The organism is Ensifer canadensis, assembly GCF_017488845.2.
Classification (GTDB): Bacteria; Pseudomonadota; Alphaproteobacteria; order Rhizobiales; family Rhizobiaceae; genus Ensifer; species Ensifer canadensis.
Genome location: NZ_CP083374.1, coordinates 602103 through 627882, shown reverse-complemented (window position 1 = coordinate 627882; position 25780 = coordinate 602103). Strand labels below are relative to the sequence as shown.

The window sequence follows — 25780 nt, the reverse complement described above, 5'->3', positions numbered from 1 at the left end:
TCAGCGAGTTGGGTGCGGCTAAGGCCGCCGCACCCGGTTCGGGTCCGTCAGAGCCGGGGGGTGATGTCGATCTTGAACCACTTCATCGACAGCTCCTTCACGGTCCCGTCGGCAAGCGCGCCCTCGATCGCTTCGTCGAATTGCATCTTCAGTGCGGTGTCTTCCTTGCGCAACCCGACGGCGATGAAGCCGAAGATTCCACCGGAAAAGAGGGGGCCGGATATCTTCGCACCTTGCATGTCCGGCTTTGCCAGCGACTCCGTAAGAACCGTCGCGTTGGCGAGCACGGCATCGACCCGGCCGTTCACCAGGTCGAAGTTGTGCTCTTCCGTCGACTTGTATTCCTTGATGTCGGCCGCATCCTTGAAATAGCTCTCCATGAATGCCGATGCCGTCGTCGACCCCTGTACGCCCACGGCCTTGCCGTCGAGCAGTTTGGCGATTTCGTCGATATGAGCCTTGGCCTCGTCCGCCTGGCTATCCAGCGAGTAGCTCTCGCCCGTGCCCGGCATTTCGGCAAGCGGGCTGTCGGCGGCGACGGCGAACGCGTTGATGCCCGCGGCATAGGGGGTTGAAAAGGCGATCACTTCCTCACGCTTGGGCGTGATGCTCATGCCGGCCATGATCGCGTCGTATTTCCTCGCCGTCAGCGACGGGATGATGCCGTCCCAATTCTGGGCGACGATCTCGCACTTCACCTTCATGCGCTCGCAAAGCACCTTGGCGAGATCAATCTCGAAGCCGTCGAGCGTGCCGTTGGGCCCGGAAAAGTTCCACGGTGCATAGGCGCCCTCGGTTGCGATCGTCAGCACCTTGTCCTGGGCCGCGGCAGTTCCGCCAAGCGCAACAAGGAGAGTTGTCAGGATCGTATGCACTTTCATCAGTTCACCTCTTATGTGTTTTCTGGTTGGTATTTCTGTCGACGGCAGATCCGCTCGGGCATTGCCGCCGCCTTTCCTGAAATGCTCTAGCCGGCGGCTCTTTCCTCCCGTGAAATGAACTGCCGGAACCGTTCGGAACGCGCGTTGGAAAAAACCTCAGATGGCGGGCCGTCTTCTTCGATGACGCCCTGATGGATAAAGACCGTGCGGGTCGACACGTCGCGGGCAAACGCCATCTCATGTGTGACGATCAGCATGGTGCGCCCCTCCGCCGCCAGGTCGCGCATGACCTTCAGCACTTCGCCGACCAGTTCGGGGTCGAGCGCTGATGTCGGCTCGTCGAACAGCATGACGCTCGGACGCATCGCCAATGCACGGGCAATGGCCGCGCGCTGCTGCTGGCCGCCGGAGAGGTGGGCGGGATAATGGTGGCGTTTGTCGGCAATGCCGACACGCTCAAGCAGGGCCTCCGCCTCCGCCAGACATTGCTTGCGGTCCCGCTTTTGCACGTGCACCGGGGCCTCGATCAGGTTTTCGAGAATGGTCAGATGGGACCAAAGGTTGAAGGACTGGAACACCATCGCGGCCTTGGCCCGCAAACGGTTGACCTGCTGGCTGTCGTGCGGGCGTGGCGTGGCGCCTTGTCTTTGATGGAGCCGGATGGTTTCACCATGGATCGCGACCGATCCGGCGTTGGGAACTTCGAGCATGTTGATGCAGCGAAGCAGGGTCGACTTTCCCGATCCCGACGATCCGAGAATGGAGATCACGTCACCCTCGTTGGCAGTGAGCGAGATGCCGTGCAGAACTTCCAGCGGGCCGTAGCGTTTACGGATTCCCGATAGTTCGACTGCCGGTACACTTCCATGGTCAGACATGACATTCCTTCCGTGTTTCGGAGGCGCAACCCATCGCGGACGGGGTCCGTCGCTCCGGCGTCGAGACGTACTCCAGGCCAGCGAACAGCCGTGCGACGATGAAGTTGATGGTGAGATAGATGGCGCCGGCGCAGATGAAGACCTCGACGGGGCGATAGCTTGCCGAGATGAGCTTGGCGGCGATGCCGGTGATCTCCATCAGCGTGATCGTCGAGGCGAGTGCCGTCGACTTCGTCATCAGGATGATTTCGTTGCTATAGGCGGGCAGCATCTGCCGCAGGGCGAGCGGAAGCACGATGCGCCGGAACAGCGTCGTGTTCGACATTCCGCAGGCGCGCGCCGCCTCCACCTGGCCGGCAGGAACCGAGATCAGGCCACCGCGGATGATTTCCGCGCTATAGGCTGCGGTGTTGAGCGCAAGCGCGATGACGGCGCACCAATAGGCCTCCCGCAAGAACGGCCACGCGAAGCTGTGCCGAAGCATCTCGAATTGGCTGAGGCCGTAATAGATGATGTAGATCTGCACGAGGAGTGGGGTTCCGCGGAAGATGAAGATGTAGATCTGGGCCGGGCCATCGAGCCACCATCTCCCGGATACCCGCATCAGTGCGAGGCCGAAGGCAAGGATGCCGCCGGCGATGATGGACGTTGCGGCGAGCTGAAGCGCCAGTGGGATGCCTGTCAGAAGCGCCAGGAAAGTGTCCGCGAGGAAAGGAAGGTCGAGCGCCATCACACAGCTTTCCTCACACCGCGCATTGCACGCTGTTCCGCGATACGGAACCCGCGGCCGGAGACAAAGGTGATCGTCAGATAGAGCGCTGCCGCCGTCAGGTAGAAGCTGAACGGCTGGCGGGTGGATCCGGCGCCGATCTGGGCCTGACGCATCAGTTCAACCAGCCCGATCACCGAAATCAGCGCGGATTCCTTCAGCACCAGCTGCCAGACATTGCCGATACCGGGTATCGCGAAACGGGCGGCCTGTGGCAGGATGATGCGACGAAAAAGCAGGAATGGCGGCATGCCATAGGCCCGGCCTGCCTCGATCTCGCCCTTGGAAAGGGCCAGAACCGCTCCTCGCAGCACTTGCGTCTGGTAGGCGCCGGAAACGACGCCAATCGCAAGTGTTCCGGTCAGAAAGGCCGGTGCGCCCACGAAACCCTGGGCGCCGAACATCGCCGCTACCGTTGAGATGACCGAGCTCGAACCGAAATAGAAGAGGTAGATGACGAGCAGGTCGGGAATGCCGCGAAGCACGGTCGTATAGGACGCAGCGACGAAACGCAGCGCGGCGAACCGCGAGAACGTCGCCGCCGCGCCGAGGCATCCCAGGATGCCGCCGGCAAGAAACCCGCTGATTGCGACCGAGACCGTCATGCCGGTCGCCGCCAGCATATCGTATCCCCACCCTTCGGGGCTAAAGCCCATGAGCTGCAAGTAACCCACCAATTCAGCCTTTCGGTTCCCTGCGCATGTTTGCATGCGTCATCGTTTCGGCGCCCGATGGAGCGCCGGTTCTTAAGGTTTTCGATTGTGATGAGAAGGTGCCGCCGCCAGCCGGACCCTGTCTAAAGTCCTCAGCCAGCCAATGGAGTGCCCTCGCTTGACAACGAAATTTGCATGGGGGATCCATGACGTCAAATTCGAAAATTCGGCATGAGAATAAGCAAATGTTATGGAGGCCGATGTGAATCTCAGACAGGTCGAGGCTTTCAGGGCTGTCATGCTGACCGGCCAGATGACGACGGCGGCAGAACTCATGTCGATCACTCAACCGGCGGTCAGCCGGTTGATCCGCGATCTGGAATACACAACGAAGCTTCGGCTCTTTGATCGCCGCGGCAATCAGATCAATCCCACTCAGGAAGCCGTCACGCTGTGGAAGGAAGTCGAACGGGCCTTCGTCGGGCTGAACCGGATCGCGGCCGTCGCCGAAGAAATAGCAAGGCAGTCGGCTGGGACCCTGCGCATTGCGGCGATGCCGGCGCTTGGCAATGGTTTCCTGCCGCGGTTCCTCGCGCGCTTCCTGCGTGACAAGCCGAGCCTTCACGCCTCGCTAAGCGGCCTTCCATCGTCGATGGTCATCGAAGCGGTTGCTGCGGGCCAGGCCGACATAGGCTATGCCGATGGCCCGCTCGATCGACCCGGCTTTACCATCGAGACCCGCCCCTTGCCCGGGGTCGTCGCCATTCCCGATGGTCATGCACTGTGTGCAAGGCAAGTGATCTGTCCGGACGATCTCAAGGGACAGCGAATGATCAGCCTTGAGCCCGGTACGATTTTCGCCATGCGTGTGGAAGTGGCGCTTGCCGGAATTCCCAAGCTGTCGACGCTGGAAACGAAGCTGTCCCACACCGCCCTTGCGCTGGTGGCCGAGGGTGCCGGCATCGCGATCATCGATCCGACGTCGGCCAGCGAATTCGTCGGAAGAGGCGTGACCGTTCGCCCCTTTTCGATCTTTATCGATGCCGGCTTTCTGGCCATTCGTGCTTCAGGGCAGAGTAGATCGGGCATCGTCGATCGGTTCGAAAAAGAGTTTTGGGATTATCACGATCAGCAAGTAAGCCCGCTGCTTATCCGTCAGGGATGAGGCCCGGCGCAGGTCGCGCCTCAGCTGCTTTGCGGGCCAGAAGACGCCGTTCCAGGGCTTCAAGCTATCCGCTTCACGCATTCAGCCATTCGCACTGATACGCCAGGACAGGCTTTGCAAATCCCTTCAGGTGATGGCGCATGCCATGGGTGAAGACGGCCGCGTTGTCATATTCTCGGAATATGTTTTCAGATATCAGGATCTGGTCGCTTCGCGCGGCCGCGCAAAGCCTCGCTGCCAGCTGGACCGTGGTGCCAAAAAGGTCATTGCTGTCCTCGACAGGTTCGCCGCAGTCCAGCCCGATGCGAATGTGAATGGGCTCGCCATTGCCCGCGTTGTAGCGCTGAAACTCGCGTTGGATCTCCCTCGCACAATCGACTGCAAATGCCGTCGAGGGGAACGCAGCCATGATTCCGTCCCCGGTGTGCTTGACCTCGCGGCCGTCCGTTTGGCTCAGGCAACCACGAACGAGGGCGTCATGAGCTCGCACGAGTTCAGTTGCCATGCGATCGCCAAGCCGTGATGTCATTTCGGTTGATCCAACGATGTCGGTGAAAAGGATCGCCCGGTGACCGGCATCCATTTCCTTCGCGGACAGCCCCGCAGCCTCCGGGTCCTGTATTCGGCCCAGAAAAGCCTCGACAGCCGATAGCGCTACCTCCACGACTTCGCCGGCTACGAACCCGTGAGCCTCGCGGTGGACGCACTGCGCGGTTTCGGCGTCCGGTGCATCTATAAGACAGAAGGTCGTTCCTCGCCGGTGGTCGAACCAGTAGGTCAGGAACTTGACGCCATACTGATCCTGTATGCTGAGATCTTTAAGGTGCGCTTCGGCGACATCCGCAGCGGAGGCGCCCGCAAGATCGTGCCGGTCCATGAAGATAGGCATTCGCTCGCTCCCGAAGGGACCGTTGCCGTCATCAATCAGTTTACGACAGCCACGGACAATCGTCTATCTCGGCCAACGCGGGCTGTCCTGCCGCCAGCCTTGGCGCAGAAAAGGGAGCCAGTCGTGGCGCAAAACATCAAGACCATCTCCGCCGATGATTTCGAGGCCGTCGCCGCCACGGTTCAACGCTACGTCGACGGTAGACGCACGCAGCACAATAGCACGTCAATCGCGTTGGAGGTGAAATCTATGCCGTTGGCGGATTGCCGGGGCAATGGCATTACGCCTCGTAGTTCGGTATCCTCATTCCCGCTATGGAGCGCCACCTAACCGTTATCCTCGCTGCCGATGTTGTCGGCTACAGCCGACTTATGGAGGTTGATGAGGAACGGACTCACGCCGCGTTCTGCATCTGCTAGACTGTTATCGCTGAGCTAGTCTCCAAACATCGCGGTCGGATATTCGCAGGGGCAGGCGACAGCGTGCTGGCGGAATTCGCCAGTGCGGTCGAGGCAGTGCGGGCTGCGGTCGATATTCAGAACGATCTGGCTGAGCGCTCTCTTGATCTTCCCGAGAACAACAAGATGAGATTTCGCATCGGCATCAATCTCGGTGACGTCCTGTCCGATGGCGGCAATCTCTTTGGAGACGGTGTCAACATCGCCGTGCGTCTGGAGGGAGTGGCAGAACCAGGCGGAGTCTGCCTGTCCAGCAGTGTCTATGAACATGTCGAACGAAAGCTGCCTCTGCCATACGTGGATATTGGACCTCAAAGGCTAAAGAACATAGCCAGGCCCATACATGCTTTTCGCGTGTCCATACCATGGACATCCGAGAACTTGCTCTCGATTACCGCGATCCACACCTTCGCGACCAATTGGCTGGCACCGCGCCTCGGGGCGTTCCAGACCGCCCATCGCGATCTTGAATTGAGACTGGAAGTTATGAGCCGCGTGGTCGATTTTGCGCGCGAGCCGTTCGATGTCGGTATTCGCGCGGGTAACGGTCGCTGGCCAGGTCTGGTATCTCATGAGCTAATGGCCGAGGAGTTCGCTCCATTCTGCAGCCCAGATTTCTTGGCAGGGGCTGGCAACATATCGGCACCTTCTGATCTCCTTGCGCTGCCGTTGCTAAGAGATGATGACTGGTGGCGAGCTTGGTTCAAGGCGGCAGGATTTGCGGATTCCGAGCCAAAAATCTCCTCGGCGGTCTTTTTCAACACGCAGATAGTGGTCAGCCAGGCCGCGCTCGCCGGACAAGGTGTTGCACTGCTTACGCCAGCCTTCTTCGCGCCGGACATCAAGGCCGGACGTTTGGTGCAGCTTTTCAATGTCATCGCCCGCAACGGAACCAGCCTTTGGCTTGTCTATCCGGAGGAACGGGAGAATTCCCGCAAGATTCGCGCGTTCAGGGAATGGCTCCTGGATGAAATCCAGCGAGCCCGGTGACTGGAGCTTTAACGCTCGATGCTGTGCCAAACCACCCGCGTTCATCCTGCGTTCATGGCAGGTGCCGGAAAATGATCCGGTAAAGAACGATCGGATGATGTCATGAAAAGAATAGGTGCGGTGTTCGTCGCAGTTGCCACGGCCCTAACGACGGTACCGGCACAGGCTCTGCCTGTATCTCCTGTGTCAGTAGCGCAGCCGAACTCCCAAGCTGTGGAACTGATCCACCACAAGCCAGGTCACTATGGTGGCCCGCCGCATTCGCGCGGGTACAACGGGTACCGTTACAATTCGGGGCCTCGATACGGCTACTATAACGGCTATAACGGCTACCGTTACCGGCGGGACGGGTATCGTCGGCACAGTGACGGCTGGTGGTATCCTCTTGCTGCATTTGGAGCAGGCGTCGTTATCGGTGGTGCGATCGCGTCGCCGCCCCGCCGAGCCTATTCGAACGCGCCCTCAGCCCATGTCGAATGGTGCTATGACCGCTATCGTTCATACAGCGCCTACGACAATACCTTCCAGCCGTATTATGGGCCGCGCCAGGAGTGCGTGTCGCCATACTATTGATCAGGCTGCCATTGGGCGGCGGTCATCGGTTCCAAACCTCAATGACCGCCGGCTATGCGGTAGGGTGATCGCCTTTCACTATTTGTTCCTACTGCAAGCAGGTTAATCTCGGGGTAGGTGGACACTCTTCGTCCTGTGGTTGTTCGCGGCTCGTTCGCGCGCTTTAGTAGTCGCTTGAAAGTGGCCCACCTATTTCTGATCCCGCATTGGTAATGGCGACCTTTGCCTTCCGCCGGAGAGGTGGATGGATCCGACAACAATTCGAGGCAATGCCTCACTCAAATCAGGAAGGCGAAAGCCGATGCGGATTGATCGCTGAGCCGTCGCCCAGCACAAGCGCGTTACGGCGAAAGACTGGCTTCCCGAGTAGTGCACCAGCTCGGCATACTCCCCGGCTAGCGACAGCGCGTTTCCGGCTAATCGGGGCTGTTTGCAAACAGAAAAGCCGACAGGCAAGGCGCTCCAATAGGGGGCACATGCCTGATAGCGAGGCGCGGAACGGCCATCTGACCGGTCTACGGCGTGGAGCCCGGTAGCTCGCCAGCCTCATAAATTGGAGGTCGCAGGTTCGAATCCTGTCGCCGCAACCAATCTTCAGCGCCAGAAAGCCCCGACCGTAGTCAGCAGTCGGGAGACCTGAAAGTGATGCGAGAGATTCTAGAGGGCGGGCAGTTGCGCCAGAAGGCGGGTCCCAGAGCGCTGCGGTATTGGGCTTGGGGGCCTTCGCTCTGGGACCACTCGCGCTCACGGCGGCGGGGCGGGCCGTTGTTCCGTGGGCGCTTTGCCTGCCCGAGTATGCATGGGGAGTGAGATTCGGCAACGCACCTACGACCTTTGCCGGTCCGTCTCGGACTAAGGTCCTACAACGCGGCGCGTCTTATTAGACGCGCACAGACCGCTGTAGCACTTTGAATTACTCCATGTTTTATCCTTAAATCGAATACGGTTTAAGGAAACATTCAGTAGCTCGTGCAAGCTCCTGCAGCGCATCGAGGCCAGCCAGTGCGACGGCACGGCGCTAGATCTCACCTGAAGACGCGTCGAGCCGAACTGGGCCGATCTTGCTGTCGAGCTCAAGAAGCCAGGTGTCGCCTTGCTCGTCCTCTGGGAGGAGTGTCGTGGCTCGCATCCCGAGGGGGGCACCCCTAAGACCATAAAACGCCAAACAATCATGCAAGGAGGGAAGCCAATGTTTGCACGACTTCCATTTATCTATCTCATTGATGGTCTGGAGGAAATCGAGATGGCGCCATCCCAGTCCAACGTCTAAACGCGCGCGTGAAATGAGCGGGATCGCTGTAACCTACCCTATAGGCGATCTCGGTCATGCTGTGACCTCCTTCGCGGATGAGCCGGATAGCCTCGCTTCGCCGAGTCTCATCAAGCAGCTCCTCGAACTCGACGCCGCAGTATTTCAGGCGCCTCTGCAGGGTGCGGGCGGACATCCGAACTCTTGCTGCCACGGCCTTCAAGCTAAGTTCACGCTCGAGGGAGAGTCTGTCGCTGAGCAGCCGCGCCACCTCTACCGTCGAGATCAGGGCCGCCGTCGCCTTTGAGGGGCCGGTTTCCCGCGTTTTGAGAGGCAGATCGAGCAACTCCCGATCAATTTCGATCATGTCGTGCTCGCACCCCAATTCGATATTGGGACCCCAGCACTCTTCGAGTGCCTCGGCCCCTCGTGTTTTTGTCGCGGTCAGTCGAACCCTTATTCCGGACGCTTCGCCCGCCAAAAGCGGCACTTTTCGCAGAACCGCGAGACTGCCGAAGATGAACTGCCTGGGATCGAATTCGCAACGGTCCGTGAAGCGAAAGACGATTCGCGCGGTTTTGCCCTCCACCAGGAAGCGTACATCCGAACCGCGGTGGATCGAGGACACATTGTCGGACGCGAGCGCGCAAGCGTGGGCCACATCCCTCGCTGCCAGAACGGATTGTCCCCACCCGCCGAACTCACGCAGGTCGGTCGACGAGCCGATATGCGCGCCAGCGAACGGGTCCCCCGCGACAGCCGCCAGCTCATTGCCCAAGCGAAAGCACTGCGCGCGCGCAAGCCAGCCATCGGCATTCTGGAACACGTTTGGCGAAATGCCGAGGCGTTTGCAGAACTCAATCGCCGAGACATCGTGCTTCGCCAGATACGGCGCGATGGCCAAGAACGTCCTGATCCTGATCGAAGGTGCAGTATTCAACACTCACAACGCTAAATTGGCGTGAAAAGGCAAGACGTAAGAAGCGTTGCTATAGCAGTATATTATTGATTTGGAATGCTTTCGGTCGGAAGGCGTTTTGGAAGCGAGACCCGAAACGGCCGTTGGTGGACGTGCCAAGTCGGAGGAGCGATGTCTGAGGATAGCGGATGAGAAAATTGAAACTGAAATGGCCTGATGCAACCTGGCGCCCGTATACGTTGATCATAGCGGCGGCCGCCTGTGCGGCGGCGTGGTCCGCTTCGGCCCAGGACGCGATAGAACCCGAAGCTGCCAAGATTCTCGCTGCGATGAGCGACAATCTCAAATCGATGCCGTCTCTTAGCGTCACCTATGACGCAGACCAGGAAATCGTCGACCTTGAGGGACAGAAGATCCAGTACAGCGCATCGGGTACTATTGCGCTCGATCGCACCAAGGGTTTTCTGTTGACGCGCCAAGGGCCATTCGCCGATGCGGAGGTGGTGTTCGACGGCAGCACGATCTCGCTCCACAGCAAAGGCATGAACGTCTACGCGCAGCTGCAAAGTTCGGGACCAAGTGTTGAAGAGGCAGCAGATGAACTTCGCGCCGCTACTGGACTCGATGCACCGGGAGCCGACCTGCTCGCAAGCGACCCCTATACCGTCCTTACCGACGGGGTTACCAAGGGTACTCACGTGGGGTCGGCATTCCTTGGCGGGGTCGAGTGCGATCACCTCGCCTTCAGAACAGATATTGTCGACTGGCAGATCTGGGTCAGCAAGGGCAACAAACCGTTGCCGCTCAAATATGTCATCACGACCAAATGGGTAACCGGAGCGCCGGAATACTCGCTCCGGCTCAGCGACTGGAAGGCAGGCGCCATCGGCGGCGCTCAGTTTAAATTCACGCCGCCAGCGAACGCTAGGAAACTCGAACAGATACATGCAGACGTCACCGGCGACATATCGCTGGAGGTGGGAGAATGAAGATGCGCAAGATGTACGGAAAGATCCTTTGCGCCACAGTCGTCGGCCTCGCCCTGCTCGTCGGCGACCATCTTGTACCGATGCCGTTCGGCTCGTTCGTATCGGAGGCCCAGGCGGTCGTTGGGCACCCCGCGACCCCGGGCAGCGTTGCCGGTGTTGCGCGTCGCACCACCCGCCGCGTAATCCGCCGCTCCACTGTCTACGTCGCCGCGCTGCCCACCGGCTGTGTCAGGACCAGTGTCAACGGCGTTGTGATTTGGCGCTGCGGCGGGGTCTATTACCAGCCCTATGGTGGGCGCTACGTCGTGGTCTACATCGACTGATGCCAGAGCTTGTTTGCACCAGTTCGATTTAAATCTTCACCCTTTTTCCCACTTCGTGCGTCGCCCGCGATGTTCCGAGCGACAGTAGCGCCGACTGGGCACGGCCAGTTGCCTGCAAAGGGTGGAATTTCCTTCTGCGCCTGCAGGCCGCTCGAGCCGTGGTTCGATAAGTCCTGGAAGCCAGGTGAAGTCGGGCTGGCCGAGTGAATACAGAATATTTTCGATGGACTGATCGCAACAAAGGTGTTTTCCGGTTGGTTCCGCCTGCCAAGCTGATCCGACTGATTCTGTCGGATCAGCATCAGTTCGGGGTTATTTACCGCCGTATTTGAGAACGGTCAGCGCGGTGGCTGCGACGGGGTTACATGTTCATCATTCGCTTCCTGTTACTGAGCCTGCTCATCTGCCTGTCGGTTGTTTCCCTGTCGTACGCGCAGGCGCCGGCAACGAGCACAGCAGAACCGCCAAAGGTGGCCGAGCTGCTGCGTCTTCTCGAAGACGCGGACGTGAAGACATGGCTGGCGCAAAGGCAAGCAGCAGTTCCCGAAAAAGGGGCCGCCGAGGTAGCGCGGGTCATCGACGACTTAGAGGCCCGCTCGCGTACCCGCCTCAACGTCCTTTTGTCTGCCGTGCCACGTGTAGGCAGCGAACTCTACCGCGCAGCCTCGTCGGTCCGGCAAGAGGCGCACGATAGTGGATTTGCCCCCGGGATCCTGATGATTGGCATCATCGCGGGCATTGGCTTTTGCACGGAATGGTTCCTTCGTCGTTCAGTGCCAGCCGTGACCTTGCCCAATCAACTCTTGTCGCAGATGCAGACGGAGTTTGCGCCACTCTTGATTTTCACGGCGACGGTTGCCTTCGTCTTTCTCATCTTTCCTTGGCCGCCGCTCATGCGTGTGGTCGTGCTTTATTCGCTCGTCGCGACAGTCGCCTACCGAAGCGTGCTGGCGCTTTGCCGGCTGGCGATGACCGTTTCCGTGCCGATGGCTAAGGCATATCCCCGTGTCCGGCTGTTCGTCGCGGTGCTAGCAGCGGCGATGGCATTCTCGGCCATATGCGAGCGGCTCGCCGTTGCCGAGGACGTCTGTTCCTTGATTGCCATTGGATTTTCGGGCCTGCTTCTTCTGATCGCGATCGAAGCTATCGGCCGCAACCGCTCCAGCGATGATGCACAGCTTTTGGGCCGACGCGTGCCTCGGACAACCGGCATTGCCGGCGCCGTAACGCTCTGGCTGCTCTGGTGCGGTGGTTTCCTGGCGCTATTTTGGCTCGGCATTATGTTTGTCGTTGTGCCCCGTGTCCTGTCAATCGCTGACAAGTTGACCCACGCGTTTGCGGCTTCACGCTGGAATGACGGTGATGCGACGGATCCGAAGACAGTGCTGCTTGTACGAGGCGCGCGAGCGATCATCATCATCATCGCAGTGGATTGGATCGCATTCGTTTGGCGTCACAATTTCCAGCCCATTACTGGTCAGCTGGCGCTCGCCAAGACAATCATAACCGGCGCCTTCAACAGCGTCGTCATCTTGCTGGTCATCGACCTCGTTTGGCAGTTGGGGAATGCTTACATTGGCCGTCAGCTCGGCCGCGTTGGCGATGGAAGAGCACTCACACCGAATGAGATCGCCCGCCAAGGCCGGCTTCGCACCTTGCTGCCTGTATTCCGCAACGCGTTGGCCGCGGGGCTTCTTAGTGTGGCCGCGCTTACGGTCCTCTCGCAGATGGGGGTTCAGATAGGCCCGCTCATCGCCGGTGCGGGCGTGGTCGGCGTGGCCATCGGGTTCGGCTCACAGACGCTCGTCAAGGACATCGTCAGCGGTGTTTTTTATCTTTTAGACGATGCGTTTCGCGTCGGGGAGTATATTGAGGCGGGAAGTTACACAGGCACAGTCGAGTCCTTCAGTTTGCGATCGGTCCGGCTGCGGCACCATCGCGGACCGATATTCACGGTGCCCTTCGGTTCGCTTGGCGCCATCAAGAACTTGAGCCGTGACTGGTCGGTTGATAAGTTCCGCATCCGTGTCCCCTTCAAAACCGATCTTGACAAGGTCCGCAAGCTCATCAAGGCAATCGGCGGGGAATTGCAGGCCGATCCGGAGCTCGGCTCGTCATTCATCGAGCCACTCAAGCTCAAGGGCGTCGAGCAAATTGGCGAGTACGGCATCGAACTCGGCGTTGGCTTCACCTGTAAGCCTGGCGATCAAACCGCGATCCGCCGCAAGGCATATACGATGCTTATGCAGGTGTTTGGCGACAACGGGATCGATTTCGCTCAGCCTGTCGTCCAGGTGAGCGGAGATGACAAAGGTTCAGCTGCTGCGGCTCACGCCACGCGGCAACTTCAAGGCACCACTGCTCTACCGGGACCGAATGGGCCAGCTTCTTAAGAGCGGTTCCGGTTTAAACGGAGCGCCGGGAAACGCTCTATCTCTTTGTTTTTGCGTATTTACCGACGGAAAACCGCTTCGCGCTTTTCCTGGAAATTCTCTAAGAGGAATTATGGACACACCGCCGATCGTCAACGACCTTGCCTCTGTCATACAAACATCCCTTGCGCCGGTGTTTTTGTTGGCTGGTACCGCAGGCTTTGTCAGTATCTACACCACTCGCCTCGGGAGAGTATCGGACCGGCTGAACGAGGTCGCGGAAAGGGGTAAGCAGGGCAAATTGTTTCGCATGCAGCTCGCGTATCTGCGGCGAAGGGCACTTGCTCTGGAAGTTGCGGTCGTGCTTGGGGTGATGGCCGGCATTTGCACGGGCGGCGCAATCCTAAATCTACTTGCTGGTGCGCTTGCCATCGGACTGCGCCAAGAAAATCTCTTCTGGTTTTTTGGTGGTGCCATAGTCTCGCTCATCGGATCGCTTGTCGCATTCTTGTCTGAATTGCTGATCGCCGGACGGAACTTGTTGCGGCAAATACGAATGGACCAATTTCCCATGGAGCAAGACTGACCAGGTACTTCTGATCTTGGTCGCCGTTCGCGCTGCTGAACGGCAAACCGCCGTAACTTCAACGCGAGATATTCGAGCGAAACTCCCGCGGTCCGTTGCCGGTTGCCTTTCGGAAGGCCCGGGCGAAATTGGCTGGGGATGAATACCCTAACTCCGCCGAAACGCGCGTGATCGAGCCGTTCGTGTGCCACAGCAGTTCAATGGCTCGCTGAACCCTTGCCGCGCCCGCCAGCCCGCGAAAATCGGTGCCGGCCCTGTTCAGCTCCCGTTGCAGGGTCCGGACGCTGGTGTCCAACGATTGCGCGGCACCATCGATCGACACGCTGCCGGTGAGAACTTGGACCCGGACCTGCTCCATGATGACTTCGAGCAGATCCCGTGGAGCGCCGCCTCGCCGGTCACGCGCTACATCCTCGATGGTGACCATTGGCCAGGAAGCGGGCCTCGGAGCAGCGGAAAGATGATGGCGATCCGTGACGATGCTTGTCGCGGGTGCGTTGAAAAGAACCGGACACTGGAAGACGTCTTCAATAAGGCCTGCCTGGCGCGGTCTGTCGGTATCAAGCTCGACGCGCAGCGGTCGCCAGTCAGGGGGCAGATAAGCCTTGAAGAGGCTGAGCAGGACACCCGCGGCGGCACAGACAATGCTGGCATATCCTGAGTGGCCGGCCAAAGCGAACACATAGCTGTACCGAACCTCATCGCCAACCACTGCGACTGACATCCTATCAACCGTACTATGATAACGAAGGCCAGCAATGCTGCGCTCGATGGCCTGCCCCAGGGTGTCGGCGCCAAACACATAGTGTCCGAAGCTGCCATAGTTGGCGACGTTCATCATCGGCGTGATCAGGATTCCGAAGTTGGCCTCACCGGCAACGCGTGCGGCCGCTTCGACGAAGCCGATTACCGCCGCGTGCGGGATGAAGCAGTTCTCTCCCTCGGTCAGTTCGAAATCGAAGCCGATGGCACGATTGGCCTGCAGCAGCGCCTTTTGCCCCATTTCACGCCGGATGAAGGCCGGCATGCCAGACAGGATGCGATTGGAAATGACCGGGATTTCAGCCATGTATGCAACACTCCAGAAATAAGACAACCGTGGCGCAAAATGAGTGGTTTCGTATTGCGAATACTGTTTAGTGCCGTAAAACATGTGAGTAGCACAAGTAGAGACCCACATGTTTTGCGACCTATAGGAGGGGTGCGACTATGACAACCAGACGGAACCTACTGCTGGCAGCCTCTGTCGCGGCGACGACAGTGCCGTTCATGCCGCGACTGGCGCAGGCAACCGAAGAAGTCGCCGACTTCCTGTTCGTTCAAACGGCAAGTGCTATGAAATTTGACAAGGCGTCGAGCAAGCTGACGCTCGAAGGTGTTGGCGGCGCCACGTTGTTTTTCTCTGACCGCCCCGAGCGCATTGCCGGGAACATGGAGACGGCCGCTTTCGTGCCGTTCTGGAGCAAGGGCAAGGACAGCTTCCTTTCCGATCCGCCGAATGCCGACCTGTCGATCCTCGAAGGGGACAAGCTGAAGCAGGTCGTCGTCGTCCTAGAGAATCCGGAGCTGAACGACAATAACTTGACCTACACAGTCAAGGTTGTTGGCGGCGAAATGCCGGAGAAGGGCTCCGAGGTCTCTGTGTTCATCGACATCATCGGCATGCCGTTGACGCCGCTCTCCTATGCGGGCGTGGCCAGGCGCGGCTACCGGCGGGCCTTTCTATATTAGCACCTGCCGGTTGCGGCTCGGTATTATCCTGACTGCAGCCGCATCAGGTCTTGCGAATACCTCACCAACAGCCAATGCAACCGGACGATTCCGTCCAGGGTTCCGGAGCTGCCCCACAGCTCGCGCCGTTTCGATAACTCATCGAATAATACAAGGAGTACGGCAAATGCTGACGAAGAGAGATCTACTTCGATCCACCGCGGCGATCGCCGCTAGCGCCGTGATCGCGAGGCCAAGCCTGCTGATGGCGCAAAGCCACCCGGGCATTATCGAGGCAAAAGACATCGCCGAGGAAGGCTTCATCTACGGCCTGCCGCTGGTGATGATTTATGCGGTTATGCAAGAGTTCGCCGTTGACAAAAACTCGGGGCAATTCAAGGCGCCGTTCAACGAAATCAACAACATGCACCATGTCGCCAGCCCGGCTGACACGGCAGTCATTACGCCGAACAGCGACACGCCTTACTCGTTCATCTGGCTGGATTTGCGCGCTGAGCCGATGGTCATCTCGGTGCCGGTGATCGAAAAGGACCGCTACTACTCGGTCCAATTGATCGATTGCAACACCTACAACTACGGCTACATCGGCACGCGCGCCACGGGGACCGAGCCAGGCGATTATCTGGTCGTTGGCCCAGACTGGAAGGGTGAAACGCCCTCCGGGATCAAGAAGGTTTTCCAATCGACGACGCCGTTCACGCTCGCGCTTATCCGCACGCAGCTCTTCAACCCCGACGACATGCCGAACGTCGAGAAGATTCAGGCCGGCTACAAGGCCCAGCCGCTATCTGGTTTTCTTAAAACTCCGGCCCCGCCAGCCGCGGCCACGATCGAGTTCCTTCCTGCCACCACCGCCGGGATCAAGGACAACTTCTTCCAATATCTCGACGCAGCCCTGCAGTTCGTCCCTGAGACGGCAAGGGACAAGGAGATTCGCGCGAAACTTGCGAGGATTGGCATCGGTCCCGGCAAGACCTTCGACTTCAAGGAATTATCGCTCGAACATAAAGCCGAAATCCTGGTGGCCATGAAGCAGGGAAATGACAAAGTCGACAAATGGCTGGCCAGCGGAAATAAGGACATCAACGGCTGGAACGTTGGCTCGTTCTTTGGCGACGAGGCCTTTTACAATGGCGATTGGGTGATGCGGGCAGGCGCCGCCAAGGGCGGTCTCTTGGGCAATGATGCCGTCGAAGCCATGTACCCCTATACCCGAACGGACGCGGCCGGTGCGCCGCTCGACGGCAGCAAGCACAACTACACGCTGACCTTCCCGGCCGGCCAGTTGCCACCAGTAAATGCGTTCTGGTCCGTTACCATGTACGACGGCAAGAGCCAGCTCCTGGTCAAGAATCCGATCAATCGCTACCTGATCAACTCTCCGATGTTGCCGGAGATGAAAAAGGACGCGGACGGCTCGCTGACGCTGTACCTCCAAAAGGACAGCCCCGGTGCGGACAAGGAATCCAATTGGCTTCCGGCGCCGGATGACAAAATCTACCTCGTGATGCGCCTGTACTGGCCGAAGACGGAAGCGCCTTCGATCTTGCCGGCGGGCGAAGGGACGTGGCAGCCGCCCGGCATCACTGTGGCCGAATAGTTCTCCCCCCATTGTGCTGATGCTCGGCTGGCGCCTCTGCTTCTTGTGGTCCTCTGACCGAGGACAGTAGGCGGCAGCCGGCATTTGCATAGGCGGTGCGTTCTCGCTGGGCGTTTGCCATTGGGCTGCGCCAAGTATCTCTTCTACAGCGCCGCGTGTCTTATTAGACGCCCGCGCGTCGGGTCGAACGAGACCGACCTTCACGAAAACAGCAACGGGTTAAACAGCGATCTCCGTCTGGGTCTGAATCGCGGACGCAAATCGAGTTGGCCGCATCGGCGGCCGCTATTAGGGGCTAGCATGAAATTATACCTACTTCGCGCTCTGGCGGCGATCGGAACATGTCTCGTTAGTAATGGAGCAATGGCTGCGGACATCTATTCGCCGATGACGCCAGAGGCTCGGCAGACGACCACGGAGAGTGGCTGGACCTTTACTTTTGCGCCTTATTTCTGGGCAGCTGGTTTGTCGGGGGAACTCGGGCAATTCGGCTTGCCTGCCGTGGACGTCGACGCCAGTTTCAGCGACATCTTCGATCACCTCGATTTCGGCGCCATGGCGATGGGCGAGGCCCGTAATGGACCTTACAGCATCTTCGGCGATGTCATGTATACCAAGATTTCGGGGCAGGCCGGTACGCCAAGAGGCATCCTTGCCACAGACGCCGAGCTCAAATCCGAGACCTTCGCCGGAATGCTTGGTGCGGGGTATTCGGTTTTTGAGGACAACAGCGCGCGGCTCGAAATCGTCGGCGGTCTGCGCGTCTGGTCCGTCGAAAGCGAGCTTTCGTTCAGCGGTGGCATTCTCGATGGGCGTTCCAGAAGCGATGGTGCAACGTGGGTGGACGGTTTAGCCGGCCTTCGCGGCACCTATTCGCTCACTCCCGAAATCTATCTGACAGGGTGGGGGTTCATTGGGGCAGGTGGTGCCGATCTCGACTGGGACGTCGCTGCGACGATTGGCTACCGGTTTAGCGACACGATTTCGGCAGTGGCCGGTTACCGCGCTTTGGGCGTCGACTACAGCGATGATGGGTTCGTGTTCGACACCGTTCAGCAGGGCCCCATCCTCGGCCTGGTCGTACGGTTTTAGGATGCTGATGTGCCGTTCGCCACGTTCAGCGGACGTTTATAGACAACGAGCGGACCGATCGTGGTCCGCTCACTGTGCCGTAATGCGAGCTGCACCACTGCCGTCTTGAGGTAAAGCAGCACAGAAAACCTTCGAATCCAGGGGCCGAGGTCACAATATGAAGCCGCACTACAGAATTATTTGTTTGACTGTCTCTTTCATGGCTACCGTCGGGTCAGCTGTTGCTCAAGAGTCCGGCGCTGAGCTCGCCAAGAAGCTCAGCAATCCGATTGCTTCGCTCATCAGCGTGCCCTTTCAGTTCAACTATGATCGCGGTTACGGCCCTGAGAATGGCAATCGCGAAGTCCTCAATATCCAACCAGTCATCCCAATCTCGCTGAACGAAGACTGGAACATCATCTCGCGCACAATCTTGCCGGTGATCTCGCAAAATGACATAGCCGGGCAATCCGGCCACCAGTTCGGTCTCGGCGATATCACTCAGAGCCTTTTCGTTTCCCCCAAGCAACCCGGCCCGGGCGGGATCATCTGGGGCGCTGGGCCGGTCTTCCTGATCCCAACGGCGACCGATGAGCTACTTGGGAGTGGAAAATGGGGAGCTGGTCCTACGGCTGTCGCCTTGAAACAGGAAGGACCTTGGACATACGGGATACTGGCCAACCACATCTGGTCTTTCGCCGGCCAGAGTGACCGGGAGGATGTCAGTTCGACGTATCTGCAGCCTTTTGTTTCCTATACTACGCCCGATGCATGGACTTATTCGCTGAATACTGAAAGCACGTACGATTGGATCCAGGACGAGTGGTCGGTTCCGGTCAATTTTCAGGTGTCAAAGTTGGTGAAATTCGGTGAGCAGCCCGTGAGCTTCACAGCGGGTGCGCGGTACTGGGCACAGGCACCTGAAAACGGGCCGCAAGGATGGGGTTTCAGAGCGGCAGTAACGTTCCTGTTCCCGAAGTGACGATTAGGGCCCGTTTTGGCGATGAATCTATCCGCCGGGAAGCCGGTGGTCTCGGTATGTTCTGGCATATACTGTTTGGTTGCAGGCGCTGAGTGGAACTTGTCGCTGGAACTGGGACAACCAACTTTCGCAATCTCGGCTTGAAAATGCGCTCCGGCTTTCGATCCGGTGGGCAAAGGTTGTTGCGGCGAGTCAAGCGAAGCGATCGCTCAATGCAATCGCCCATCGACAAGATTGAGGCGCCGGTCCATGCGCGCGGCCATGTCTAGATCGTGCGTCACGGCGACCACCGTCTTGCCCTGCTTGCGAACCAGCGTTTCCAGGATGGTGAAGACTTGTTCAGAGCTCTTGCTATCGAGGCTGCCGGTCGGCTCGTCGGCGAGGATCAGTGGTGGATCGTTGGCGAGTGCCCTTGCCACCGCCACGCGCTGACGCTGGCCGCCCGAAAGCTGATCGGGACGCTTGTCGAGATGATCGGAAAGGCCCAGTGCGTCGAGCAAATCGCTTGCTCTTTGGCGCATCTCAGCTCGGGCGAGACGGCCAAGCTTACGCATCGGGATCTCGACGTTCTCGCGCGCAGTGAACTCCGGCAACAGGAAGTGAAACTGGAAGACGAAGCCGATATTCTCCAGGCGCGTGGCGGCCCGCTCCTGTTCATCCATGAGATCGGTGTCCCGGCCGCGGATCATCAGCGTGCCGGTGGTCGGCCGATCGAGCAAGCCAAGCAGATAGAGAAGCGACGACTTGCCAGAGCCGGACGGGCCGGTGACTGCGACGAATTCCCGTTCGGCGATCGTCGCTGTCACCTCCTTGACCAGTGTGACCGGCACCGTTTCCTGGAGGATGCGCGTGAGATCCTTGGCTTCGATGAGTGAACTCATGTCGCGCCCCTGATGATGTCGACCGGATTTGCGCGGGACGCGCGCCTTGCGGGCAGGTAGCCGGCAACGGCGGCCGAGCCGAGTGCGAAGGCCGCGGCGATGAGATAGTGAAGCATGCTCCAGGCGATCGGCAGCCGGGTCATTTCTTGCCCGGTTGCGGATATCTCGAAGCGCACCAGGGAAAGCGCATAAACCATCGCAAAGCCGAGCGCCCAGCCGAGCAGCGTGCCGGCCGTGGCGATGGCCACACCTTCGAGCACGAAGAGAATGCGCATGTCGGACTCGGTGAAACCCAACGACTTCATGATGGCGATGTCTCGCGCCTTCTCGTGTGTGATCGTAGAGATGATGTTGAAGATGCCGAAACCTGCAACCAACATGATCGCGGCGACGACGGTGTACATGATGACATTGCGAACGACGAGCGCTTCCAGGATCGACTCGTTCGCCTCCTGCCAGGCAATCGCCTTGTAGCCAAGCTCCGCTTCGACGCGGCGCGCCACCGCAGGCGCGGCGTTCGGGTCGTCGAGTTTGATATTGATCTGGTTGATCGCATTCGGCCGCGCGGAGAGGATTTGTGCGTTCTTCTGCAGCACGTAGGCTTCTCCTTCGTCACGCGCGGTGGTGCCCGTATGGAACAGCCCGACGATTTTGAAGCGGCGGCTAAGACCTTCCGACGAGACCGCGGTAATCGTATCGCCGAGGCCAGCGCCGAGCCGTGAGGCCATGGTATCGCCGATGACCACGTTGTTGCCGCCGGCGGCGAGGGGCGCGAAGCTTCCCGCCTTGAAATCCTCGATGATCGGAGAGACGCGGGGCTCAGCTTGCGGGTCGATACCGAGGACTGCAGCGCCGACCTCCTGGCCGGAATAGCGAATGACCCCTTGTGCATTCAGCGTCGCTGCAATGCGCCCCGGGATCCAGGCGTTGAGCCAGGCGAGGGCTGCGGTTGGGTTGATGATGCCGCGGCGGTCGTCTCGCGGCCTGAGCCCGAAAATGGCGGCGGCATCGAACTGGTCCTCTGCCGGTTGCCGCCGGGCCGTGCGCTGCTCGTCGGTCACCTGCACATGCGGCATGGTGTCGACGAGCTGACGGACGAAATCATCCTGGCCGCCCTGCATCAGGGCCGCCATGGCAATGGAAAAGCCGACGCCAACGGCAACTCCCAGCATCGCGACGACCGTCTGCCGTCCCCGGCCGGAAATGTGGGTCAGCGCGATGTCGAGGATGAGGCGCATGGCGAACTCATTTCTCCGGCTCGGCCGCGGCCTTGACGCGAGCACCGTCGGCAAGGTCGGTCGGGAACGGCGAGACGATACGGGCGTCGCCTTCGAGACCCGACAGGATCTCGACGCCTTCGGCGCCACGTATGCCCGTCTTCAGGGTTTGTATCTTGATACGCCCGCCGTCGAGCAGAGCGACCTTTGTCCCTTCCAGAGCCACGGTTGGAATGATCAAGGCGCCATGCGATACCCGCACGATGACGTTGACGTCCGTCGACATGCCGATGCGCAGCGGCGTGTCGTCGGGCAGGCGGAAGCGGACACGATAGGTCTTTGTCACCGGGTCGCCTTTTGGCGTGATGCTGTCGACAGTCGCCTCGAGCTTGCGATCGGGAAAAGCATCCGATCTCAATAGCGCCCGCTGCCCGACGTCGACGCGCGAAATGTCCTCTTCGTTGACGTCGGCCGTGATGATCAGCGGTTTCGGTTCCCCGACCCAAAAGAGCACCGTGCCGAGTCCGGCGACTTCGCCGATCTCGCCATCCTGCCGCAGCACCTGGCCGTTGCTCGGTGCTCGCAATACGTAGGTCGCAAGCCGCGCCTGACGACCCGCCACCAAAGCTTCGAGCTGGCCCAGTTCGCTGCGCGCTTGGTCGACCTCCTGTTCGCTGATCGTGCGCTTTTCGGCCAGCGTCAGCTTACGCCGATATTCTTCCTGCGCCAGCGTCAGGCGCGCCTGGAGTTCGCTGAGCGCTGCGCGCGCCTCCGTGTCGTCGAGGCGGGCGAGCACCTGTCCCTTGGCGACGCGTTCGCCTTCACAGTCGCATTGTTCGACGATCCGCTCGGCCACGGTCGGCGTGACCTTCGCCCAGGTGCGCGGCTCCACGACACCGTCCGCGTAAACGATTTCTGCCGCATCGCCACGCTTGGGGGCAACAACGGATACGGGAACTGCACGAAACAAATACCAGGTGGCCACCGCGCCGATGCCGGCTATGGTGGCAGCAGCGATTGCATAACGAGCTAGCTGCACGAAACGCTCCTTGAAACCTTCCAATCCATGCAGTAAAAATAGACCGACGGTCGGTTTGTTTCAAGGGTGAACACCACCTTGCCTATCGTGGGCATCGTGGAACACATTGCAAACCGTGCTAAGGCGCAGTTCTCGGAGCACTTATGGCTAGAATAAAGAAATCGCCCGAGGTCCGATCGAAGGAGCTGATCGATTGCGCCGAACGGCTGTTCTTTCAGCATGGATACGAGGATACGACGGTCAACGACGTCATCCGTGAGGCCGATGTCTCGAAGGGTGCTTTCTATCACTACTTCGTTTCGAAGGAGGCGCTCCTCGAGGCGGTCGCGACCCGACTGGCGAAGAGGAATCTCGAGGAACTGCAGCTCCTCGCCGAAGACCCTTCGCTTGATGCCGTTGGACAGTTGAATGCGCTTTTCGCCGGCTCGCGGCGACTAAAACTTGAAATGGCGCCGCAGCTGAAGAATACCTTCAACGCCCTGTTCAAGCCGGAAAACGTCGTGCTGTATCACCGCATCGACGAGGCTCTCCAGGCAGCCAGTCTGCCAATTATCACGGAGATACTGCGGCGCGGTCATGCGCAGGGAGCGCTGGACGCACCTGATCCGGAAACTGCCGCGATGATGCTTCTGCAATTGCGATTGAGCGTCGCCAAGATGATGCACAAGGCGTTGCAACTTTCGGAGGCCGGTGACCTCGACGGGGCAGCGGCGATGCTGGACAGCTGGATGCGAACCTATGGCACCGCGATCGAGCGTTTTTTGAAGCTTCCGGAGGGGTCGATCGAGGTAACGGAACCCGGCTTTGCGCGCACCTTCCTGCAAGCCTGACCCGTCGGCCTGGCGGTATGCGGGCAAGATTGACGGCGGCCGAAAAGATTTCTTGAATGGTTTGTCGAATTCCGGATCAGCCGTTCGTCTATGCAGTGAAGGCGCGTGCGGTGACCAACCGGAAGGAACGACGATCATGAAATTGATTACCATGACGAATGTCTCCCTTGATGGAGTCATCCAAGGGCTCGGCTCGACGAGGTCTGTCGCGGTGGCTTCGAGCGCGGCGGATGGATTGCGCCGCTCTTCGACGAAGAGGCGGGGGCCGCATTGGGCCAGATCTACGCGCGCGCCGACGCGTTTCTGTTCGGCCGGTGGACGTACGAGGTCTTTGCCGGCTCCTGGGGAGCGGTCAAGGAGATCCCGCGTGACAACCCCGTCGCACTCGCCTTGAACACGCGGCCCAAATACGTGGCATCGAACACGCTCAGGAACCCGAAATGGGCGAATACCACTGTCCTTTCGGGCGACGTCGCGACCGCAATCCGCGACCTGAAGTCCACGCCGGGCGGCGAGTTGCAAGTGCAGGGCGGCACCACGTTCATCCGCTGGTTGCTCGACAACGATCTGGTCGATGAGATCAACCTTTTCACCTGCCCGCTGATCCTCGGCCAGGGCATGCGGCTCTTTCCCGAAACCGGCCCGGACAGGGCACTCGAACTGGTCGCATCGCGGTCCACTGCCGGCGGGGTGATCATCCAAGCCTACCGTCCCACCGGGCGTCCGCAGTATCGAACGGCCACGATGGAATCGACGGAAACAAGGAGGTAGGCAACTTTGTCTTGCTGGGGTGCTATCACAACGTCGTAGTCGAGGGTCGGCAGTTAGACGAGATCGACGCTCAGCGCCTCGATCATGTAGAACTCTTCGCCAAGGTCCGAGAGATCGCCGGCCAAGTTTCTGGCCGAGATGCGAACGCTGAACGAACCATGTTCAACTATCATTCCCAATAGTCTCTGATCGGCAGGCTTGCCAGTCTTTCGATCTTTGAGCCGTCGCGGCGGTGAGCAGGCCGGCGACATGACCGATCACGTCCCTGCGGCGATCTCCCTGCAGATCTCCTCGAGTTTCAGCTGGGCCATGACGAGACGCTCGTGCGCGATATCCTGTGTCTTGCAAACGGTCACTCGAGCCTCAACCATCGTGCCGATCAACTCCATTGGATGAGCGCCGAGCGCCTCGCACATGAGAATAAGCATCGGCACGGAGATATTGCTCTTGCCATTCTCATATTTCTGGACTTGGTGGAGCGTGACGCCAAGCGCGGCGGCAAGCCTATCCCGCGAGAACCGGTGATCAAGCCGCACGGCCCGTAGGCGTTCGCCAAGTTCTTCCGCAAGCGCAGCTGTTGCGTTGACGCGTGTTGGCATGGCACTGCACCTCCAGCGACGAATGTCTGAATTGAGCGTGCTGTTGCGCACAATTCTCTGCAATCCGTCCATTTGCGGTACAATCCTCAAACGATCGGCTGCTGTGTGCGACTTGCGGTGAGCTGCTCTGACTTCGCATTCGTCAATAGTGGTAGGGCGGAGTGAGACCCGACGCTTCCAGCGCGCGCAATCGGTGAGCGTGGTGTCTTTCCGGATCAGGTGAATCCGTTGGAGAGATAGAGCGAGTTAGCGCCTCAGAAACGTTTCGAAATACAGCTATTAATTGAGGCCGTTAATGGCAGGCGCGTATCAGATCAGGCAAGGCTTTGTGATATCACCATCAGTGGCGTGGAGCGGACAGCTCGTCCCGATCAAGTTTCTGTGTCGCAATCAGCACTTCGAGGCGATTGCGGACATTTAACTTTTGCATGAGCGCAGTCATATGATTCTTAACGGTTTTTTCGCCAATCTTCAATTCCACGGCGATCTGGCGGTTGGTGCATCCCCGCGTCAGCATTGCGATGATTTGGCCTTCCCTGAGGCTGAACTTGACGGGTGGCCCGGCTGCGGCACGGAGCGACGCCATTCTGTGGTGTTCAATCAACTTGCAGGCGAGATCCCGGCTTATGAAGATTTCACCTCGCTGAACGGCCTTAACCGCATCAATGAGCTCCTGTGGACTGGTCCCCTTGACGACGTAGCCACTGGCGCCGGCCTTGAGCGCATTGACTGCGATGTCAGATTTCGACATAGCGCTGAACGCCAGGAACCTCGTCCTGCAACCCCGTTTCATCAGGTCCAGGATAGTATTGAAGATGTTGCCAGGCATCATAATGTCGACGATGAAAACATCCGGCGCTGCTTGTAGTCCGATCTCAAGTACTTCTTCGGCGGAAGACCCAGTCGCGACGACTACAAATTCTTCCTTGGATCTAAACAGATCTACAAGACCCGCGAGCATCAATGGATGATCATCGGCCAGAGCCAGCGCAATTGATCTCATATTTGATCTCCCACCCTCTGACGGGAGATATACGCCTGCGCCCATTTCCTGTCCATGCGCTTATGTAGGTAAGCCTAAATCTGTAGTGCCCCAACGGTCTGGAGCCGTCTGTTGGGCAAACCATCGCCTGAACCGTTTGACCTCCAGAACAGCAATGCTGCTGCGCGCTGTGATTAAGACCTTGGTCCCGGGGGTTAGGCGACCAATGTCATGCGCGCTTTAGGCACCAAAGTCTGAAAAATGACTGGACTTAGGCAACTGGCCAAGAGGCATCGGACCAGTTGATTATTAGCAAATTAGATAAAACGAATGTTTCTGTCGACGATGTGCGGGCAACACCCCGCGCAGCGGGACGATCGACG

General features: G+C 59.2%; 25 protein-coding genes and 1 tRNA gene. 14 read left to right on the top strand and 12 right to left on the bottom strand.

From position 1 onward, the window contains the following. Nucleotides 1–47: 47 nt before the first annotated feature. From J3R84_RS36270 to J3R84_RS36255, 4 genes are all read right to left on the bottom strand, one after another. On the bottom strand, nt 48–881 hold the full coding sequence (locus J3R84_RS36270) for a lysine/arginine/ornithine ABC transporter substrate-binding protein (protein WP_057226091.1): 834 nt from the start codon (nt 879–881) through the stop codon (nt 48–50). Between the two features lie 86 nt (nt 882–967). Next, entirely contained in the window at nt 968–1759 is a 792-nt protein-coding gene (locus J3R84_RS36265; RefSeq protein WP_057226089.1) for an ABC transporter ATP-binding protein, read from the bottom strand. Next, nucleotides 1752–2489, bottom strand: a complete 738-nt coding sequence (locus J3R84_RS36260) for an ABC transporter permease (RefSeq protein ID WP_057216685.1) — start codon at nt 2487–2489, stop codon at nt 1752–1754. The genes J3R84_RS36265 and J3R84_RS36260 overlap by 8 nt, the downstream gene beginning before the upstream one ends. Next, the gene (locus J3R84_RS36255; RefSeq protein ID WP_057216688.1) at nt 2489–3184 is read right to left on the bottom strand and encodes an ABC transporter permease; all 696 of its coding nucleotides are present in this window, start codon (nt 3182–3184) and stop codon (nt 2489–2491) included. The genes J3R84_RS36260 and J3R84_RS36255 overlap by 1 nt, the downstream gene beginning before the upstream one ends. Before the next feature lie 259 nt (nt 3185–3443). Between J3R84_RS36255 and J3R84_RS36250 the strand changes: the two genes are divergently transcribed. Next, entirely contained in the window at nt 3444–4346 is a 903-nt protein-coding gene (locus J3R84_RS36250; RefSeq protein ID WP_025430477.1) for a LysR substrate-binding domain-containing protein, read from the top strand. Between the two features lie 73 nt (nt 4347–4419). Here the strand turns inward: J3R84_RS36250 and J3R84_RS36245 are convergent, their stop codons facing one another. Then, entirely contained in the window at nt 4420–5235 is an 816-nt protein-coding gene (locus J3R84_RS36245) for a nickel-binding protein (RefSeq protein WP_057206949.1), read from the bottom strand. Between the two features lie 482 nt (nt 5236–5717). Here J3R84_RS36245 and J3R84_RS36240 point away from each other — a divergent pair, with 482 nt between their 5' ends. The 3 genes from J3R84_RS36240 to J3R84_RS36230 all read left to right on the top strand — a co-directional run bounded on the left by J3R84_RS36240 (nt 5718) and on the right by J3R84_RS36230 (nt 7846). Next, on the top strand, nt 5718–6683 hold the full coding sequence (locus J3R84_RS36240) for a LysR substrate-binding domain-containing protein (protein ID WP_203527419.1): 966 nt from the start codon (nt 5718–5720) through the stop codon (nt 6681–6683). A 102-nt stretch (nt 6684–6785) separates the two neighbouring features. Next, nucleotides 6786–7256, top strand: a complete 471-nt coding sequence (locus J3R84_RS36235; RefSeq protein ID WP_082557384.1) for a BA14K family protein — start codon at nt 6786–6788, stop codon at nt 7254–7256. Between the two features lie 516 nt (nt 7257–7772). After that, nucleotides 7773–7846: transfer RNA gene (locus tag J3R84_RS36230), tRNA-Met, on the top strand. 627 nt (nt 7847–8473) lie between these two features. On the opposite strand, the gene J3R84_RS36225 is transcribed toward J3R84_RS36230, so the two are convergent. Beyond that, a complete protein-coding gene (locus J3R84_RS36225) occupies nt 8474–9403 on the bottom strand; it encodes an AraC family transcriptional regulator (RefSeq protein WP_082555620.1) in 930 nt (309 codons plus the stop codon). Between the two features lie 209 nt (nt 9404–9612). On the opposite strand from J3R84_RS36225, the gene J3R84_RS36220 reads away from it, so the two are divergent. From J3R84_RS36220 to J3R84_RS36205, 4 genes are all read left to right on the top strand, one after another. Then, entirely contained in the window at nt 9613–10413 is an 801-nt protein-coding gene (locus J3R84_RS36220; protein ID WP_082555607.1) for a DUF2092 domain-containing protein, read from the top strand. Between the two features lie 80 nt (nt 10414–10493). Further along, nucleotides 10494–10736, top strand: coding sequence for a hypothetical protein (locus J3R84_RS36215; RefSeq protein WP_225968654.1), 243 nt, complete (start codon nt 10494–10496; stop codon nt 10734–10736). A gap of 365 nt (nt 10737–11101) precedes the next feature. After that, entirely contained in the window at nt 11102–13129 is a 2028-nt protein-coding gene (locus tag J3R84_RS38965; RefSeq protein WP_203527421.1) for a mechanosensitive ion channel family protein, read from the top strand. Between the two features lie 112 nt (nt 13130–13241). Then, nucleotides 13242–13694: a DUF2721 domain-containing protein gene (locus tag J3R84_RS36205; protein WP_025430469.1), complete on the top strand. Its 453-nt coding sequence runs from the start codon at nt 13242–13244 to the stop codon at nt 13692–13694. 58 nt (nt 13695–13752) lie between these two features. On the opposite strand, the gene J3R84_RS36200 is transcribed toward J3R84_RS36205, so the two are convergent. After that, nucleotides 13753–14763, bottom strand: a complete 1011-nt coding sequence (locus J3R84_RS36200; RefSeq protein WP_057221165.1) for an AraC family transcriptional regulator — start codon at nt 14761–14763, stop codon at nt 13753–13755. Between the two features lie 140 nt (nt 14764–14903). Between J3R84_RS36200 and J3R84_RS36195 the strand changes: the two genes are divergently transcribed. The 4 genes from J3R84_RS36195 (at nt 14904) to J3R84_RS36180 (ending at nt 19078) form a co-directional block, all read left to right on the top strand. Further along, nucleotides 14904–15425 carry a hypothetical protein gene (locus tag J3R84_RS36195; RefSeq protein ID WP_225906213.1) on the top strand — a complete coding sequence of 174 codons (522 nt, stop codon included), beginning with the start codon at nt 14904–14906 and terminating at the stop codon, nt 15423–15425. A 166-nt stretch (nt 15426–15591) separates the two neighbouring features. Beyond that, on the top strand, nt 15592–17025 hold the full coding sequence (locus tag J3R84_RS36190; RefSeq protein WP_057221164.1) for a DUF1254 domain-containing protein: 1434 nt from the start codon (nt 15592–15594) through the stop codon (nt 17023–17025). A 300-nt stretch (nt 17026–17325) separates the two neighbouring features. Beyond that, the gene (locus tag J3R84_RS36185; RefSeq protein ID WP_057221163.1) at nt 17326–18117 is read left to right on the top strand and encodes a hypothetical protein; all 792 of its coding nucleotides are present in this window, start codon (nt 17326–17328) and stop codon (nt 18115–18117) included. 157 nt (nt 18118–18274) lie between these two features. Continuing rightward, nucleotides 18275–19078 carry a hypothetical protein gene (locus tag J3R84_RS36180; protein ID WP_057221162.1) on the top strand — a complete coding sequence of 268 codons (804 nt, stop codon included), beginning with the start codon at nt 18275–18277 and terminating at the stop codon, nt 19076–19078. A 209-nt stretch (nt 19079–19287) separates the two neighbouring features. Here J3R84_RS36180 and J3R84_RS36175 read toward each other — a convergent pair whose 3' ends face one another. From J3R84_RS36175 to J3R84_RS36165, 3 genes are read right to left on the bottom strand one after another with little or no spacing between them, the layout of a single operon-like run. Then, complete coding sequence (locus J3R84_RS36175; RefSeq protein ID WP_057221161.1) at nt 19288–19959, bottom strand: ABC transporter ATP-binding protein; 672 nt, start codon at nt 19957–19959, stop codon at nt 19288–19290. Continuing rightward, complete coding sequence (locus J3R84_RS36170) at nt 19956–21197, bottom strand: ABC transporter permease (protein WP_203527423.1); 1242 nt, start codon at nt 21195–21197, stop codon at nt 19956–19958. Before J3R84_RS36170 ends, J3R84_RS36175 begins: the two co-directional genes overlap by 4 nt. A 7-nt stretch (nt 21198–21204) precedes the next feature. Next, complete coding sequence (locus J3R84_RS36165; protein ID WP_203527425.1) at nt 21205–22215, bottom strand: efflux RND transporter periplasmic adaptor subunit; 1011 nt, start codon at nt 22213–22215, stop codon at nt 21205–21207. 143 nt (nt 22216–22358) lie between these two features. Between J3R84_RS36165 and J3R84_RS36160 the strand changes: the two genes are divergently transcribed. Continuing rightward, nucleotides 22359–23045 carry a TetR/AcrR family transcriptional regulator gene (locus J3R84_RS36160; RefSeq protein ID WP_057221159.1) on the top strand — a complete coding sequence of 229 codons (687 nt, stop codon included), beginning with the start codon at nt 22359–22361 and terminating at the stop codon, nt 23043–23045. 270 nt (nt 23046–23315) lie between these two features. After that, complete coding sequence (locus J3R84_RS36155) at nt 23316–23816, top strand: dihydrofolate reductase family protein (protein ID WP_203527427.1); 501 nt, start codon at nt 23316–23318, stop codon at nt 23814–23816. 257 nt (nt 23817–24073) lie between these two features. Here the strand turns inward: J3R84_RS36155 and J3R84_RS36150 are convergent, their stop codons facing one another. Beyond that, nucleotides 24074–24415 (bottom strand): helix-turn-helix domain-containing protein, encoded by a 342-nt coding sequence (locus J3R84_RS36150; protein ID WP_203527429.1) that lies wholly within the window; start codon nt 24413–24415, stop codon nt 24074–24076. 340 nt (nt 24416–24755) lie between these two features. Next, nucleotides 24756–25418, bottom strand: coding sequence for a response regulator (locus J3R84_RS36145; protein ID WP_057221157.1), 663 nt, complete (start codon nt 25416–25418; stop codon nt 24756–24758). Nucleotides 25419–25780: the final 362 nt, after the last annotated feature.